Raw genomic sequence first — 17,207 nt, 5'->3', positions numbered from 1 at the left:
CCATCCACAGCATTTCAAGCTAACCCCAATCGTCTGACAGTGACAGCAACCATGCACATTCAAAATTCCGAGTGGGCCGTCGGCGCCCCCCGTTACCGCAACGCAGCCTTGGCGGCCGCCCACAAGATCAGTGCAACAGGGACATGGCAGCAGTTTTTGCTGAACGGAGGTGTCGACAAACTCACAGAAGTTGACGGAGACTTCGCGTTTGCTGTGACTCTCCCGGATGGCAGTCAAGTCGCAGCCGTAGATCGTTTCGCCATCCAAACAATGTGCTATTACATAGACGATGGGCAAATCTGTTTTGCCACATCAGCAGGTGCGTTGGCTGTAGCAAACAGTGAAATTGATCCGCAAGCAATTTTCGACTACATCTATTTCCATTGCATTCCGTCGCCGCGGACCATATATAAAAACGTCTATCGCATTCCGCCTGGTCACTATGTCTCGTTCAAAAATGGTGAGCTGACTGTAGCTCAGTATTGGCGGACGAATTTCAAGTCAGAAAGTGCGAAAAATTTTAACGAAGCTAGCGGCCAATTTCGCCAAATCCTGAAGGATTCGGTTGAACGCCAACTCGACGGCAGCAAGCCCGCCTGCTTCCTCAGCGGCGGCACCGATAGTTCAACCGTCGCGGGGATGATTCGTGAAGCCACCGGCCAAGGCGCGGCCAGCTATTCCATCGGTTTTGAAGCCGAAGGCTATGACGAAATGTCCTATGCCCGATTGGCGGCCAAACATTTTGGCAGTGAGCACCACGAGTATTACGTAACACCTGATGACTTGGTTCGTAGCATTCCCTCGGTTGCAGCACATTACGACCAACCATTCGGAAACTCCTCCGCCTTGCCCGCCTATTACTGCGCCTTAAAAGCCAAGCAAGATGGTGTCACACGGATTCTCGCCGGCGATGGGGGAGACGAGCTTTTTGGTGGCAACAGCCGCTATGCCAAGCAACGAGTATTCGGCTGGTGGCAAAACGTACCGAGTTCACTGCGGAGGGGCTTGCTCGAACCGATTCTTGAAAGCGCTTGGGCCGGGCGGACTCATTTGTTGAAAAAGGGCCATAGCTATGTAGAACAGGCCAAGGTCGCCATGCCTGCCCGCTTGCAGATGTACAACTTGCTGCTACGCCTCGGTATTGACGAAGTCCTGGCCCCCGAGTTTTTGAATCAGGTGAATGTCAATGGCCCAGCCCAGCACCAGCAAAGCGTCTGGGACTCGATTGGCCCTGCCAGCGAATTGAACACGACCTTGGCTTTCGACTGGCGATATACCTTGGGTGAGAGTGACTTGCCAAAGGTACGCGAGACCACTCGCATGGCCGGTGTCAGTGTTGGCTTTCCGATGTTGGATACAGCCCTGCTTGACTTCTCTTTGACCTTGCCTGACGACTACAAACTACGCGGATTAAAACTTCGCTGGTTTTTCAAGGAAGCGCTACGGGGCTTTTTGCCGGACGAAATTTTGGTCAAAAAGAAACAAGGCTTTGGTTTGCCATTTGGGGTGTGGTTGACTCGCAGCCCAAAACTATTTGAACTGGCCAGCGATTCAGTTCAGACCTTGTCACAACGGGGCATTGTCAACCGAGTATTCATCGACTCTTTGCTGAAAGAACGACTTTTAGAGCATTCAGGCTACTATGGCGAGAAAATATGGATACTGATGATGCTTGAACAATGGTTGCGCGCGCACAGCCCGAACTATCGAATACCTTAACGCGGAAGAACTCCTGTCGAAGACGCTCACCAACTTGACCCTAGGTTGCGAGCCAACGTAAAGGATGCGCCCAACGCTGCCTCACGCCCTTTGCCAATGCCAAGTCCCCTCGTGTTTTAAGCGAAAGTATCGTTGAGAATTTGGCCTTAAGCGGGAAACCCGCCGTTAGATTATCGCTTAGGGCTCCGCTGCTAAAGCATGTCATGCACCGGAATCAAGTAACGACACAACAGACTGAGCCTACCTATACAGGATGGCCTGAGCAACCCTCGGCACGGACTCAAGGCAAGCTCGGCCGTAAGCACTGCAGAACTTTAGCAAATGGCTGATACGACTAACTCGGCAATTGTGAATCGCTCATCTTCACTCATAAGTGATTTGCAGTTTCGGACGAAGTGACGGCGTGCCCGTGAACTCGCTCGAGTAAATCTTCTTGATCGCAGTTGTGTAGCCGCTCACAGCCTTCAGTCGCCAACCGTAGTTGTCGAGCGCTGTTGCCATGCTCATATCCTTCACACTGGAAGTTACATCAAAATTAATCCAACCTGGGTCGAAATTAGTGGCCGCCGAAGCGTCGGGCACCGAAGCGATATCCCTATCTAAGCCGTTGGCGCCTGGAGTCGACCAAGCTATCCCCGGTTTTCTAGAAATCCAAGTGGAAGAACTCTCCGACCAGTCCTGCAACACCCGGTGCAAGGAAAAAACCACGTCGTACGACGAGAATTTATACAACGAAAGCGTCGCAGACGTAATGCGCGCGGTATTCGGAACAGGACCGCCTTCTGACTCGAATATCGCGAAACGGACAAGCGACGAGTAATTGCTGGACTGGTCCTGGACATTGGTTGTTGACCCGAAGTTCAAGGTTTGGTGGTAATTTGACAGGTAGGTATCGGCTACAACAGACTGCCCAGAGCCGCGTTGCAGCGTGACAGTCCCGGTGCCTTGAGCGGGTACTACGTTAATCGAAATCGTTGCCGAACCGGTGCTCGCACCCTTGTCATCGGTGGCAACTGCGGAAAGTGCGCTTGAGCCCAATGGTGGAGAGGTCCAGACCAACGTGAAAGGTGCGTTGGTGGCCTCGCCTATTTTGCTGGCTCCAGCAAAGAACTCAACGCGCACCACGCTGCCATCACTGTCTCCTGCAGACGCTTCAAGCGGAATGGGTGTTCCAAAGGGTATGGTGGCACCAACAGAGGGCCGAAGCAACAGTACGGTAGGTGGGTTATTTAACACGACTTCCGGGTTGACCGTGACCGCAACCGAGGACGAGGTCTTGGTGGCACCCGCATTGTCTGTGGCAATTGCAGTAATTGTCTGTATGCCAACCATCGCGCCAGACCAAACCATGCCGAACGGTGCAGACTGACTTTCTCCGATCTTGGTGCCGTTGGCAAAAAACTCAACTTTGGCGACACTCCCGTCGCCATCAGCTGCAGCGCCCGATATCGAAATTGGTGCCCCCACCGTGAAATTTGCACCATTGACAGGTGCGGTGATCGACACCGAAGGCGGCAAATTAGCGGTTCCGGCCGGATTCACCCAGCCAAGCGGCTTGTATATCCATATATTGCCCTGAACTGCATCGGCTAGACCCATGAAAACATCGAGGTTCGGCACATATTTCCACTTGCCAAGGATGCCGGTGCCCGTACCTTCGGTTGGTACCGCACTCGCCAGCAGCGGCGCCTTGACAATAGTCCAGCCGCTAGCAGTGGCCGTCGGCGGAGGTGTCACGGTCCAGACACGGCCATCGCCGCACCAAAGCTTAAAGTTGCTGCGCACGGGGTCAAACTCCAGACCGCACTTGGACATCGATATAGCTCCGCTCGACAGTAGCGTCGAAAATTCTCCGCTAGGGTCGGTTGGTGTTACTAACGTGTCCCGAACCACGACTCCAGGATTGGCCAGATTCCAAAAGATGAAGGGCGTCTTGAGGTGCGTCGACAAGAATATCTTGCGCACTGGGTCATAACCGCAGGTGCTCTGTCCACCGGACCCGCCATAGTAGTATTGACCAACCTGTTTCCAAACATCTGATGCAGGGTTACCCAGGTCTCCTATTTCATAGCGATAAAGACGGTACGCGGTACGTACATACACTACGTCACGGTCCGCCTCCTTGGAATAGCCCGTACAGCCATTGACCAGGGATTCAACGGGAGGCTTCGAAGTTGTCGACCCGTTGAGCCACGACTCGCGGTTCGACCACATATCGCCGCCCAGAATTTCAGGGTACGGCGCCACACGTTGGACATGCGAACCCGTGCTTCCTCCCACCTTGTCAGAGTGCGCCCGACTCGGGTCAAAAAGGTAGGGCCCAGTGACACGCTGAGATGAGTCGGCTGCTTGAGTGAGGTAGTGCCCGCCATTTGGGTCTGCGGCGCCACCCAACACCAGCATACGGTCAAGAATCGGCAGAAAAATATTGTTGTCGTAGGTGTGAGCGGATGCCGGCGCTTTGGCCGCGCCGTCGATCGCGTTCATATGGCCCAGCGAATTTTTTACCATCATGCTCGGCAGAGAGGCGCGCTCCCACATCTGCGTACTGGCACGCCACATGTAAACGTCGTTCCCACCGTAATTGGCATGGCCGCCGCCATATAGCAGCAGCGCAGCGCGGTTGGAATCCCAGGCAAATCCGCTCCAGGAGAGAATAATTTTTGAAGGATCAGGGTTACTTGATCCGAACAAAGGACGCAAGTTTGCAGGCGTCCACACTGACGAGTACGCGTTCAGGTTCACTCGACGCCACTCGCCTTCGGCCATGCCGGCAACAATCGTAAGCAGTCCGGAGACGTCGGGTGCCGCAGTAGGGGCGGGGGTAAGCGCGGACAAGCGCTTTGCCCGATCTATAACAGCCGGCTTAGGCGCCAATCCCGGTGCGGTGCTGGCTGAGCCCGCTGATTCATCGATGAAAATAGTGAACCGTTGCATTTTCACCAACCCAGTGGCGTCTTGCGAGCGGACATTGAAACTGTATTCACCAACTCGCGCCGGCCGGCCAGTGATCGATCCTGTCGCGGTATCCAATCTCAAACCCGGCGGCAAATCGCCGTCCACGATCGAATAATCATGAGGCGCAACATTGTCTTCAGTGCCGAGTTGCGCAGAATACGGCTCATCTTTCAGTCCGACTGCAAGTTTGCCGGAGACGTCAACCTCCGCGCTAGCTATCTTCGAAATACCATCGGCTTTTTCGGTGCCTCCTCCTCCGCACGCAGTAAGGCCAAGCGCCAACACTAGCGCAGGAGCGCCGCGCAGAACACCCTTTGGCCATTGGAGCAAATGACAGAATTGCAGTTGGGAGGGGATATTCATGGGTGATGATACGTAAACAAACTGGAAGAATAATGCAGTTACTGGATCCGCGAGTACTCACTCTGAACTCATGGATATTTTCAATTATCCCTGTGCACCATCCAAAAACTACCAAATACTGATGATCAAACAATTCCAGCTCGCTGGAATGCCGGAATTCGCAAATTCTGGAATGCAGCAAACCGATGTGCTTGCGCCAACAGCATCCGGATTTTATCTAGCTTTCGTTTCTTGCGCCCCCCTTGAGTCGGGGGTATGCACCAATCCACCGAGCTTAAGCCCTCACCCCTTGTAGCAATCCGATGGATGTGGCTTGATGTGGCTAGCGGCGACTGTCAAGCAAGTTGTCGCCTGAGTAGGTGAAGTCAGGCTGGTCTCTTCAGGGTTTCAGGTTCTAATTAGATCAGTGTGCCGAAACGGCCATAGTAGGTCCGATGTAGCGGCGGGCTATCACCACATTATCGATGTACAGGGTCAGGTCATGCGGGGCCGGTGCGACGCCGCCATGGTAAACATCTAGCCATACCTCTTCGATGGCAAGTTTGTCGGTGTCGCGAAAGCGCAAGCCGCCCTGCTCCAGCACCTGGCTGCCATCCACCCAAGCGCGCACGATGCCGTTGCGCTGCCCAGGATCGTTGAGCCGGACGAACTGCTCGACACAGTACCATCGCTCATTGCTGAGCACACCCGACAGTCCTTCGCCCCAGCCGAAGACGGCACCGGAGTTGTCGCTCTGGTCAACATGGTAAGCATAGGACACCAGCCCGCTCAGCCGAGTCACCGTGGGATCGTCGGCGGGCCGGCGCGCGAAGCCGCCGCGCACCGACCAGCCATTGAAACCATCGGGCTTGCGCATGCCCCAGCCCGCTTTGCCATAGGTGCCGGCAATGCCGGGCAGCTTGCCGCCGTCGCCACTGGGGTTCCAATCTTTGGCGAAGCGCAGGTAGTAGCGGAAGTAGAGTTCTTGCGGCTCCGCCTGGCCATGGCGAGCAAAGCGGTAGCGCAGATCCAGGCCCAGGTTCTTGCCGCGACGCATCGTCACCTTGAGCGCACGCCCGAACAGGGACACAAAGCCACCCGCCTTGTCGGCATCGATGCTCTCAGCATCGCCGCGCAAAGTCAGTTCGCCGAAGCGCGCCAACCAGGCCGACTCCTCAAAACCAGCGGTGAACAAGACATCGGGATGGCCCTCCAGTCCGCGGTCGGCCGGTGCTGCGGCCGCCAAGCCTTGCCGGGGTTCATGGGCCTCGGAAAATGCAGGCTTAAGCGCGAAGCTACCAATGGTTTGGGCCGAGGCGCCGTACTGCTTGTCGCTACTCAGCAAGAGCGCGGCCGATTCGATCTCGGCCAGGTTCTTCGGCAGTTCGAAGCGCAGCAGCACACTGCGGTCACCACCGGTCTTGAGCTCCGCACGGCGCCCGAGGCTGCTCAGCGAGCTGCAATCCAGGAAGGTGTCGGCCGCGGGCGTTAAACGCAGGCGGCTCCCACCCTTGAGCGTCACCTTGAGCAGGGGGCGGGCCGTTATATCACTGGATTCACGGCTATGAAATTCGATAACATCGCTGCCGGCCGCGGACTGGCCTACGCTGCGCAGCACGACGATATGGGGGAGGCGCGGTTGCGCCTGCCAGGCACGCAGCAGCGGCGTCAGATCCATCTCGACAAAGGGCCTACCTTGGCCGCGCGCCACGTCCATGGTTGAGAACGGACGCTGGCCGTGCGGCTGCCCCTTGGCATCGACCCAATCACCGCCGCGCTGGCGCCAGGCCATCGGCCCCATGCCGAGGTAGTTGGCACAGGTCGGGCCCACCGATCCATCGCCTAGTTCGAAGCCCTCCGGCATGGCGCCCGCGCTCAGCGTCGATGCCAGACCGATCAGCAAGGCCAGGCATCGCACCGCGACCCAACGGAATGACCCAGCCATGCTCAACCCCTCCGCAGATTGCCGAGCAGGCGGGCACGCCAGCGCAGGCGCGTGTGGTCCCAGGGCGAGAAGCGCGGCAGCTGAAGACGATCGCTGCGGCCCGAGGCAGCCCCCCAGGCGGTGCTGACAGCCGTCTCGAAACCCAGCTCTTTGACGATGTCGACACTCTCGGGCGAATAGTCGCGACCCGGCTTGCCATTGGGGTAGGCAAACAGCGACACCGGTTCGCGCAACAGATCCTCCAGATAGCGCTTGCTGTCACCGATCTCGCGGCGGGCCTGGGTCCTGTCGAGCGTCGCCAATATTGGGTGCGAGCAGGTATGAGCGCCGATCTGCATGCCGGCCTGGCGCAATTCACGGACTTGGCTGTCGTCCATCATCAGGCGCAGCGACTCGGGCACGCCTACCCTGCGCTCGAGTTCACAGGCCAGCGAGAGGCGCTCATCCATCGGTCGGTACTTGATCGCGGTCAGGATGGTCTCGATGGCCGCGCGGCGGCTGTCCGGTCCGGCCAGCGCAAAGCTGGCGCCCTCCTTCCCTAGCAGTTCGCGGCAGTCCAACATGCCATCCGGGGCGCGCCGGATGGCCTCGATCACACGATCATTCCACATTCGCCCGCTATCCAGGAAGCCGGTGGCGATGAAGAAGGTGGCACTGAGCCCATGCTTTTGCAGAATGGGCAGGGCCACCGAGCGGTTGTCCTCGTAACCATCGTCGAAGGTGATCGCGCAGGCCCGCGCCGGCAAGCTGCCGCTAGCCAGCCGGGCGGCGGCCTCGTCCAGCGGCAGCACCTCGGCCCAGCCCTTCAGCCAGGAGCAGATCTCATTGAAGCGCGTTGCGTCAACTTCCCCCGGAAAGATCGAATCCCGCGCCGGCAGCACCCGGTGAAAGATCAGGATAGACAGCCGTGCCCGCACGCCTGGCGGCGACAGCATCGTGAACGCGGTTTTCATTACCAAGTCTGAGCCCTCTTTATCGCTGCGGTGCGGATCTGGCTGACCGGCGCGCCAGCGCCAAGGGCTCCCTGCTTGTCGGTCTGCCAGCGCTTGGCCTTCATCCACACATAGCTGGTCGACAAAATGACGGCGATGTTGTACGGGAGATCGAAATAGGCCAAGCTAAGAAACGCACCTCCGACTAAGTAGCCGGCTATGGAGACCTGACACATGCCGGCCAGATGGTAAAGCCAACTCAGCTCCGGCTCATCCTTGGCCTGCTTGCGTATCGCCGCGCCCATTTTCCAAAGAAAAATCCACAGCAGCAGGAACAACATCAGTCCGCCCCAGCCATGCTCACCCAACACAGAAAAGTAAATGCTATGGGCCGCCCTTGGCACCGTCGGGTCAGGTGCATAGAGACTGAAAAGCTCGGACGTCGCTGTTTGAAATCCGGCGCCGAGAGGGCGGTCATTGGCGAGATTGAAGGCAAACCACCAAGCGTTGATGCGCCCCAGTGCCGAACCGTCCTCTTCATAGGTTTTGATGGTATTCATCCGAGTCGACCAGGATTCCGGCATGAAGCTCAACAACAGAAAACCGGCCAACAGCAGCACGGCGGCCATCGCGAACTTCTTGTCCGAGCGGGTCCACAGCACCAGGCCCATCGCCGCGATGGCCAGCAAGGCACCGCGCGACTGACTGCCCAGCGCTGCGATCGCGCACAGGCCAATCAGCACCAACAAGCCCAGCCGGAGGCGCTTGCCGGTGGCCACCATGCGCAGGTAGTTGATCAGCGGGATCGTCATCACCAGCGCCAGCGCCAGCTCGTTATTGCCTTCGATAAAACCGCCCGGAGGGCCCCAGACCCGTTCGCCGCCGCCGCTTCGGATCGTGAATAGCCCACCCTTTAAGCCGTAGAAACCGATTGACATCGCATTGACCCAGATGAACAGCTCGATGTGCTTGCGTTCGCGCAGCGCAGCAGCTGCGATCAACGTCATCAACTGTATCTTCATCACCTTCTTCAGATAGTCTAGGGAAGGATCGAAGTGCACAGAGAAGGCCGTGGTCAGACACATCCAGAAGATAAACACGCACAACACCTTGATCGGCGGCGTGAAGTCCAACTTCAGCTTGTCGCGGTTCACCAGTACGGAAACCAGGGTGACGCCCGCCGCGATCGCAGCGAAGGGCATATTTTGAGCGAAACCGAAGGCCAGCTTATGCGGGTTCATGATGCTGACCCAGGTCCACAGCAGCACACCGACCCAGGTGTGGCGGAAGGCATATGGCAGGGCAGCCAGGAAGACGGCCAGCAGGGCAATATCACGCATCGGCGGTCCTCTCGGCCTGCTGTTCGGGCTTGACCCGGCTGACCACATAGCGGAACTTACCCGAGGCCTCGGCCGGGATCTCGTCCACGCAGTCGACCCGCACCCGTACATCGGCGCCGAGGCGACGCTGGAAGGCTTGCTGGATCTGTGCGATCAGCCCCTGGTCAAAGCCGGCGCCTGGCACCACTTGCACCACGGTCTCGTCCAGGCTCAGCTGCTCGATGCGAAAGCGCTGTACGGTCGGCAGATCGCGCAACACATAGATCAGCGCCAGGCCATGCATCACGGTGCCGTCCTTGGCGTAGACGAAGTCGGTCGTGCGGCCCTGCACCTCCTCCAGGACCGGCAGGCCGCGGCCGCATGCGCAGGCCTGCTGACCCAGGCGGCCGACATCGCCGGTACGGTAGCGGATGAAAGGGAAGTCCGCCGTGGCCATATGGGTGACAACGATCTCGCCGAGCTCACCGGCGCCGGCCGGCGTGCCATCGGCGCGGACGATTTCGACGACGATGTCCTCGGCGCTGATATGCAGCTTGCCGCTGGGGCATTGATGGGCGATGAAGCCCGCGTCGCGGGCACCGTAGCCATTGGCCACCGGGCAGGCAAAAGCCCGCTCTAGGGTCTGGCGCTGGTCATCGTAGAGGCGCTCGGAGGTCACGAACACGACCTTGATGCCCAATCCGCCGAGCGCGATACCGCGCTTGTCCGCATGGGCGGCGATCAGGGACAGGCTGGACGGATAGCCGAACAGCATCGCCGGCCGCTTGCTCACGATCTCGGCGACAAATCGATCCAAATTGCCCTCGGACATCTCGAAGGCAGGCAGCAGGCTGCTGCGCATCACCGCGTCACGCAACTGCCGCACCCGGTCCTGCGCACCGAGCTCGACCGGGCTGCCCCAGACCACCAGCTCGGGGTCGCCGATGTCCACGCCCCACCAGCGGGTGGCCCGCCACTTGGCGCCGACATCATGGCTTTTGCGCGCCTTGCCCATGAAGAAGATCAGCGGCTCGCCGGAAGAGCCCCCGGTGTTGTAGCGCGTCAGTGGCCCATGGCCTTCGGCCTTCAGCGCTTCGGTATGGCGGCGAATCAGAGTCTTGTCCAGCAGCGGCAGGTGGGCCAGCTCGGCCACCGAGCTCAGGCCTTGCGGATCGAAACCATGGGCCTCGAACAACGACCGGTAGTAGGGGACGCTGCGGCCGACCTGACTCAGGAAGGCCCGCAGCCGGTTCAGTTGCTCGTCCGTCAGCGCTGCCGGGCTCAGCCACTGGCTGCGCTCCAGGCGTTTTCGCACGGCGACGCTCGCATGGCCCTTGACCACCTCATGCAGCGGGAAAAGCAGGTGTGAGCACAAAGCGGTGTAGAGGCTACTCAAGATATCGTTTCTCGCGAATTGATGGCGCGTCGGTAGGCGTCCAGCCACAGCGGCCGGACCTGCGGCCAGGCGTAGCGCTGCGCCTGCAGCAGGGCCGCAGCACTCAGCTTCTGCGCCAATTCACGGCCGGCCAGCAGGCGCAGCACGCTGTCAGCCATGCGCCGGTGGTCGCCGATAGGCACAAGCAAACCGGTCTGGCCATCTTCCAGCAGATCGGGTATGCCACCGGCGTTGGTGCTGACCATCGGAACACCGCTGGCAAAGGCCTCCAAGATCGAGATCGGCATATTGTCGACGGTGCTGGCATTCAGGGCGCAATCGGCCTGCGCATACCAACGCGGCATGCCAGCATTGTCAACCCGGCCGACAAACTCGACCGATTCACCCAGGCTCAGCTGAGCCGCCAACCCCAGCAGCTCGGCACGCTGCGGCCCTTCACCGGCGACGACCAGGGTGGCCAGCGGATACCGATCACGCACCAACGCAAAGGCGCGAATCGCAGTGGCGTTATCGTAGATGGCCTCGAGATTGCGCGCCACCAGCAAGCACGGCGCCGAGCCGAAATCGCGCTGCGGCCGTGCTTCAAAGCGCGACAGATCGACGATATTGGGGATGATCTCGGCCGTCAGCCCATGCTTGGCAAAGACGCGTTGCAAAAAGGCCGAGGGCGTGACTCGCAGCGTCGCCTGCCCCAGCAGCCGGCGCACATGAGCCGGCCCCTGGCTGAAGAACTCGTCGGCCAGGCCACCCCGATAGTTGATGATGAAAGGAACGCCTCGGCGACGCGCCATATATGCCACCGGCAGAACAAACAGATGCCAGGCCCAGCCGGAATTGGCCAAGATGTGAACGACCGCCGCCTCGCGCAGTTGGCGGCGCGCCTGCAGCAGATAGGGCAGCAGGCGCACCAGGGCCCGCACGACCGGCAGCTTACCGGCAAAGGAAGGCCTATAGGGCGCATTGGTGCGCAACAGCCGCACGTCCAGGCCTTCGGCGCGCAGCAGGCGCAGCAGCTGCTCACACTGATTGGCCATGCCACCGGCCGGTGGTGGCAGCGGCCCGACGATCAGGATGGGACCTGTCGGCGCGCCAGTGGCCTGCCCCCGGATGCGCATCTTGCCCAGTTTGCGCAAGCGCCCATGGCTGACAAGGAACAGCAGCAGCGCCGCCGGCATCAGCCAGGCCAGTAGCAGTAGGCGCTGTTGCAATTGCTGCAAGCGGGCTATTGGCTCCGGCGGGCTGCCATTGCTCGGGATCGCGAGCTGAGGCTGCAGGCCTAGGCTGATCGCTGCCAGCTGCTCGGCATGCACGGAGATCCGACCCAGCGCATGAACCACTGGCTGCCGGTCATAACTCAATCCATTGTTGCCCAGCCACAGATACCACTGGCCGACGCCGCGTTGGAAATAGTCCCAGGCCTTGGCTTCGATGACAAAGCCCGGCCGCGCCGCTTCATGCAGCGCATGCAAGCGCAACGCCGGGTCGCGACGCAGCAGCGCAGCACGGAACTCCAACGCCGAAAGCGGTACACCGTCTTCACCAAGGCTGAAGTAGTAGTTATTGAAGACGTCCAGCAACTGCCAGCGACTGGCTTGGCGGTTCCAGATCTCGGCGAACACATGACCGTGGCCGCCATAGCCATCGAAAGAGAAGGCCCAAGAGCGGCTGAAAAGGCCGGCCGCATAAGCCAGGGCCTCAAAGGTCTGGACAAAATCGGCGCAATAACCATCGCCCTGCTCGACGATGCGGCGGTAGGTGGTCTGCAGGTCTGCCTGGATCGCCCCGCCATTGAGTTTTGAGCTACTGCCCAGCAAGTGCTGGCTGATCAGGCGAGCGCGCGCCCAATCGTCGGCTGCCGTGGCAACGCCCAGCGATTCGACAAGCCTCACCATCTCGGGCGTTGCCGCAGCCTTTTCGCTCAGAAATGCCGGCGGCACGGCCGCTGGCGTCCAGGGCTTCAGCGGGTCGAACTGCGTGTTCAGCAGCCAAGCATTGCGCAGGCGCACCAATTCGGTGGCGCTACCCAGGTAAGGTGCGATCAGGCCAAGGCCGACCAGCAAGGCCAGCAAACTCAGGCGCCAACACCAGCGCCAGCCCGACGCCGATGACTGCTGAGTCACCAGCTAAGCCCTTCCAGCTTGGCCTTGAAGGAGCCGGGATTAGGCACCCGCACCAGGTCAAGCACATAGTGCTGAGGACCGGCCAATTCGGCCACGGCTCTAGCGATCTCGGCGCCGGACAGCCCCATGACCAAGAGCTCAGAGTCCTGCACCACCTCGGCCAGATCGGCCTTGAGCATCTCGCCGATATGCGGCAAGTGTTTTTGCACAAAGCTGCGGTTGGCGCCCAGCAGGCTCGCGAGATGTACCTCAGGGTCATAGACAGAGAGCTGCATGCCCTTGCCGATCAGTTGCTCGGCCAGGGTCACCAGCGGGCTTTCGCGCAAGTCGTCGGTGCCAGTCTTGAAAGACAGGCCGATGAATCCGACCTTGCGTTTGCCCTGGGCCAGCAGCTTGTTGAGCGCCTGGTCCAGATGCTGGCGGTTGGACGGCAGGATGCCGGCCAGCATCGGCAGCTCGAGATCATGGGTCTTGGCAAGATAGGTGGTGGCGCGCAGATCCTTGGGCAAGCAGGAGCCGCCGAAGGCAAAGCCCGGGCGCAGATAGGCGCGCGAGATGTTTAGCTGCGTGTCTTGGCAGACCAAGTCCATCACCTCGAAAGGGTCGACACCGAGCGCATCGCAGAGCCGGGCGGTCTCGTTTGCGAAGGTGATCTTCAGCGCATGGAAGTTGTTGCAGCTGTACTTCATCATCTCGGCCGAGCGCACCGAGGTCTTGATGAACTTGCAGGGCAGATGGCCGAACAAAGCCTGCAGGCGCTCAATGGGATAGTCGTGGTTAGCACCGATGATGGTGAACGGCGGCTTGTCGTAATCGCGGATCGAGCTGCCCTCGCGCAGGAACTCGGGCTGGAAGCAGAGGTGGAAATCGACCCCGTCCTTCTTGCCCGAGGCGCGCTCAATGATGGGCCGCAGCACAGCCTCGACCGTGCCCGGCACAAGGGTAGAGCGGAACACCACCACATGGACGGCACTCTTTTTTGCCAGCGCTAGGCCGATTTGCTCGGCCAGGCGCAGCACCGCGCCCTGGTCCTGGCTGCCGTTGGCGGCTGACGGAGTGCCCACGCAGACCAGCGAAATCTCGGTCTCCTGCACCGCCTGCATGGCATCCGTGGTGACGCTGACATGGCCGCTGGCGGCGACCTGCGCCATCAACTCGACCATGCCCTCCTCGACCACCGGTGTCTTGCCGCTCTTGATCAACTCCAGCTTGGCCTGCTCGATGTCGACACCGACCACATCGTGGCCGTCTCTTGACAGGCAGGCAAGCGACACCGCGCCGACATAACCCAAACCAAATATGCTGATCTTCATACGATTCCTACCTGTTTTTTTGATGATACGTTGTCGCGTACCTGGGCAATTATCTTGTCCAGTCGCTCCATCGAGCGCGGCCACGCATGATGGCTGAGCATGCGGGCGCGGCCGGCGGCCGACAGCCGCTCGCGCTCTGCCGGATTTTCAACAATGCGCAACACCGCGTCGGCACATTGCTGCGGCGTGTCAGCCACCAGCAAATGCGCCTCGGCCTCGGCGTCGACGCCGCCGGCGGCGATGCTGCTGGTCACCACCGGCACGCCCATCGCCATCGCTTCGAGAATCTTATTCTGGGTGCCGCGAGCTATTGCCAGCGGCGCCACCATCAGCGCCGAGCCGCGCACATAGGGTTGCACATGCGGCACCGAGCCGGTCACCGTCACCCCGTCGATCTCGCCCAGCTTGCGCATGGCCAGCGACGGGTCGGCCCCGACGATGGTCAGCTTCATCTGCGGCCGCCGGGCCTTGATCAGCGGCCAAGTCTCGACGCAGAAGCGCGCCATGCACTCCTGGTTGGGGTAGTAGTCCATGCGACCGATGAAGCTGATTGTGTCCGGGTCATAGGCCGAGCCATCGGGGCTAAAGTAGTCGGCATCGACACCATTGGGGAACCAGTCGGTGCGCGCGCCGGTGCCATAGCTATTGAGGGTTTCCCATTCGGCCCGGGTGGTAGCCGTGCAGAGATCAAAGCGCCTCGCCAAGCGCTTCTCGGCCGCCAGCATCTTGTAGCCTTCGAGCCGGTAGCCCAGGGACAGCGGAAAAGGCTTGGCGTCCGCATACTCCAGCCATTTTTGCGAGTCCATATCACCGAAGTCCAGGATCTTCGGGATATGGTCCACATGCTCGACATATTGAGCCACCGAGGAGCAGTGGACAAAGATCAAGTCGTAGCGCTCGCTGACCAGCAAGCCGTCGATCTTGCGGCGCAGCTCCGGCGAGTAAAAGAAACCCATCGACGAAGGCGTGCGCAGCGGCAGGCGCGCCACCATGCGCAGCGCCTGCACAGGGTTGTGCACGCGAGCCATATGGAATGCTTCGCAATACGGCGCGATGCCCTCCCCTTCCACACCTTCATCGTCGGCGCGGACCAGCGAACAGACGGTTATCTTGTGCCCGGCCGCGCTCAGGTGCCGAATCATATTGAAGGGGCGGATCTTGCCGCCGCGCTTGGGCGGGAACGGGAAGCGGTGGCAGATATAGAGAATTTTCATAGCTTCGGGGGCTCAGGCGAGATAGGACTTCAGCTCCAGCGCCACATCGTCGCTGCTGCGCCCGTCCAAGTAGACCCGGCTCCAGATTTCCAGATTCATCAGCGACAGCAAGGCGTCGGTGCCGTCCATGCGATTGGCTTCGTGGTCGGCGATCAGACCGGACACCACGGCCGGCACAAAAAGACCGCGCGCTTTCACCACCTCGGAGCTGAGCAAGCGGCGCAGCAAAGGCGCCAGTTCGCGCTTCAGCCAGGCGCCCATCGGCGTGCCAAAGCCGCGTTTCTTGCGGTTCAAAATATCATCGGGCAGCACATCGCTGAGTGCTTGCTTGAGCACATGCTTGAGCCGGCCGTCGCGGATCTTGATGGCAGAAGGCATGGACGCGGCCAACTCCAGCAGCTCGTGATCAAGGAAGGGCACGCGGCATTCCAAGGACACCGCCATGCTCATCTTGTCGGTCAGCATCAGCAAGTCATCCGGCAGCTGGGTCTCGGCGTCGACCGCCAGCATGCGGTTGAGCTCGTCCTCATGGCCGGCGTCGGCGAAGGCCTGAGCCAGCGGATGCTGGCCACAGCCTTGCTCGCCCAGCATCAGCTTGGCGATCAGATCCTGGCCCAGCACCTGCAAATAGCTGGTGTAGCGGGCGTCGGGCGCCATGCCCGCCGAGGCGACAAAGCCCTTGGCCAGCCGCAAGGTATTGAGCAGGCCGGAATGGCGGTCGGCCGGCAAGCGGTCGGCGGCGAAACCGACGGCGGACTGCAACCAGCCCGGCAGCGCCTGAAAGCGTCGCGCGTAATGACCGCCCATATAGCGGCGGTAGCCTCCGAACAGCTCGTCGCCGCCGACGCCCGACAGGATCACTTTCACATCCTGCCGCGCGAACTGTGAGACCAGATAGGTGGTAATGAAGGCGGTGTCGGCCAGCGGCTCGTCCATATGCCAGAGCAGTTGCGGCAAGAGGCCAACCACATCGGGCTTGACCAGGATTTCCCGGTGCTGGGTACCGAACAGCTTGGAGACCTGACGCGCATAGGGCAGCTCGTTATAGAGCGCCTCGGCCTCGCCACCCTCGAAACCGATCGCATAGGTGCGAATCGGTGCCGACGAAGTGCGCGCCATATAGGCCACCACCGCGCTCGAATCGACGCCGCCAGACAAGAAGGCGCCGATCGGCACATCGCTGACCATCTGCATACTGACTGCACGTTGCAGGCTGGTTCGCACCTGGTCTATCCACTGCGCCTCGTTCCAGTCATGGCGTATCGTCGGCGCGATGCGCCAGTAACGCCATTCACGAATCTTGCCATTCTCGACCGCCAATAGCGTCGCCGGTGGCAATTTTCGTATGCCTTTGAAAATACAGCCGGGCGCGGCCACATAGCCGAGTTGCAAATAGCTGGCCACCACGGTGGGGTCGAGGGCTGCGGTCACACCGGGCAAGGCCAGCAAGGCCTTGGCCTCGGTGGCAAAGGCCAGGCGCTGGCCGTCTTGCATCACATAGAGCGGCTTGACGCCGACGCGGTCGCGCCCGATCAGCAGACGCCGGCGCCGTGCGTCCCAGAGCGCGAAGTCGAACATGCCGTTCAAGCGCAGCACGAAGTCGTCACCCTCTGCGTCGTAAAGGTGCAGCAACACCTCGCTGTCCGAGCCGGTCTTGAATTGATAGCCCTTGGCCTGCAACTCGGCACGTAACTCGCGGTAGTTGTAGATCTCGCCGTTGCAGACCAGCCAGAGGCTGCCGTCCCGGTTCGACAGCGGCTGGTGGCCGCCGGCCAAGTCAATGATGGACAAGCGCCGCATCGCAATGCCGCAGTCGCCATCAATATGCTGACCCTCGTCATCGGGCCCTCGATGCTGAGTGATATTGCCCATCAGGCTCAAATGCGCCGACTCGACCGGAGCGCCGTCCAAGCGATAAATACCGTGTATGCCACACATAGGAATCTGGG

10 protein-coding genes are annotated in these 17,207 nt (G+C 60.4%); 1 reads left to right on the top strand and 9 read right to left on the bottom strand.

Going from position 1 to position 17,207, the window contains the following annotated elements; genetic code table 11:
• The first annotated feature begins 51 nt into the window (after positions 1-51).
• Positions 52-1,719 carry an asparagine synthetase B family protein gene (locus tag LNV07_RS11685; RefSeq protein ID WP_263571343.1) on the top strand — a complete coding sequence of 556 codons (1,668 nt, stop codon included), beginning with the start codon at positions 52-54 and terminating at the stop codon, positions 1,717-1,719.
• Between the two features lie 363 nt (positions 1,720-2,082).
• Here LNV07_RS11685 and LNV07_RS11680 read toward each other — a convergent pair whose 3' ends face one another.
• From LNV07_RS11680 to asnB, 9 genes are all read right to left on the bottom strand, one after another.
• A complete protein-coding gene (locus LNV07_RS11680) occupies positions 2,083-5,040 on the bottom strand; it encodes an Ig-like domain-containing protein (RefSeq protein ID WP_263571342.1) in 2,958 nt (985 codons plus the stop codon).
• 403 nt (positions 5,041-5,443) lie between these two features.
• Positions 5,444-6,964 carry a polysaccharide lyase gene (locus tag LNV07_RS11675; protein ID WP_263571341.1) on the bottom strand — a complete coding sequence of 507 codons (1,521 nt, stop codon included), beginning with the start codon at positions 6,962-6,964 and terminating at the stop codon, positions 5,444-5,446.
• 2 nt (positions 6,965-6,966) lie between these two features.
• Positions 6,967-7,917: a polysaccharide deacetylase family protein gene (locus tag LNV07_RS11670; RefSeq protein WP_263571340.1), complete on the bottom strand. Its 951-nt coding sequence runs from the start codon at positions 7,915-7,917 to the stop codon at positions 6,967-6,969.
• Positions 7,917-9,236 (bottom strand): putative O-glycosylation ligase, exosortase A system-associated, encoded by a 1,320-nt coding sequence (locus LNV07_RS11665; protein ID WP_263571339.1) that lies wholly within the window; start codon positions 9,234-9,236, stop codon positions 7,917-7,919. Before LNV07_RS11665 ends, LNV07_RS11670 begins: the two co-directional genes overlap by 1 nt.
• Entirely contained in the window at positions 9,229-10,611 is a 1,383-nt protein-coding gene (locus LNV07_RS11660; protein WP_263571338.1) for a phenylacetate--CoA ligase family protein, read from the bottom strand. The genes LNV07_RS11665 and LNV07_RS11660 overlap by 8 nt, the downstream gene beginning before the upstream one ends.
• Positions 10,608-12,731, bottom strand: a complete 2,124-nt coding sequence (locus tag LNV07_RS11655) for a glycosyltransferase family 4 protein (RefSeq protein ID WP_263571337.1) — start codon at positions 12,729-12,731, stop codon at positions 10,608-10,610. The genes LNV07_RS11660 and LNV07_RS11655 overlap by 4 nt, the downstream gene beginning before the upstream one ends.
• The gene (locus LNV07_RS11650) at positions 12,728-14,044 is read right to left on the bottom strand and encodes a nucleotide sugar dehydrogenase (protein WP_263571336.1); all 1,317 of its coding nucleotides are present in this window, start codon (positions 14,042-14,044) and stop codon (positions 12,728-12,730) included. Before LNV07_RS11650 ends, LNV07_RS11655 begins: the two co-directional genes overlap by 4 nt.
• Positions 14,041-15,258, bottom strand: a complete 1,218-nt coding sequence (locus LNV07_RS11645) for a TIGR03087 family PEP-CTERM/XrtA system glycosyltransferase (protein WP_263571335.1) — start codon at positions 15,256-15,258, stop codon at positions 14,041-14,043. Before LNV07_RS11645 ends, LNV07_RS11650 begins: the two co-directional genes overlap by 4 nt.
• 12 nt (positions 15,259-15,270) lie before the next feature.
• The gene (gene asnB, locus LNV07_RS11640) at positions 15,271-17,196 is read right to left on the bottom strand and encodes an asparagine synthase (glutamine-hydrolyzing) (RefSeq protein WP_263571334.1); all 1,926 of its coding nucleotides are present in this window, start codon (positions 17,194-17,196) and stop codon (positions 15,271-15,273) included.
• Between the last annotated feature and the right edge of the window lie 11 nt (positions 17,197-17,207).

The organism is Roseateles oligotrophus (assembly GCF_025717515.1).
In the GTDB taxonomy this organism is placed as follows: Bacteria; Pseudomonadota; Gammaproteobacteria; order Burkholderiales; family Burkholderiaceae_C; genus Paucibacter_A; species Paucibacter_A oligotrophus.
This window is presented reverse-complemented; position numbering and strand designations above follow the sequence as displayed.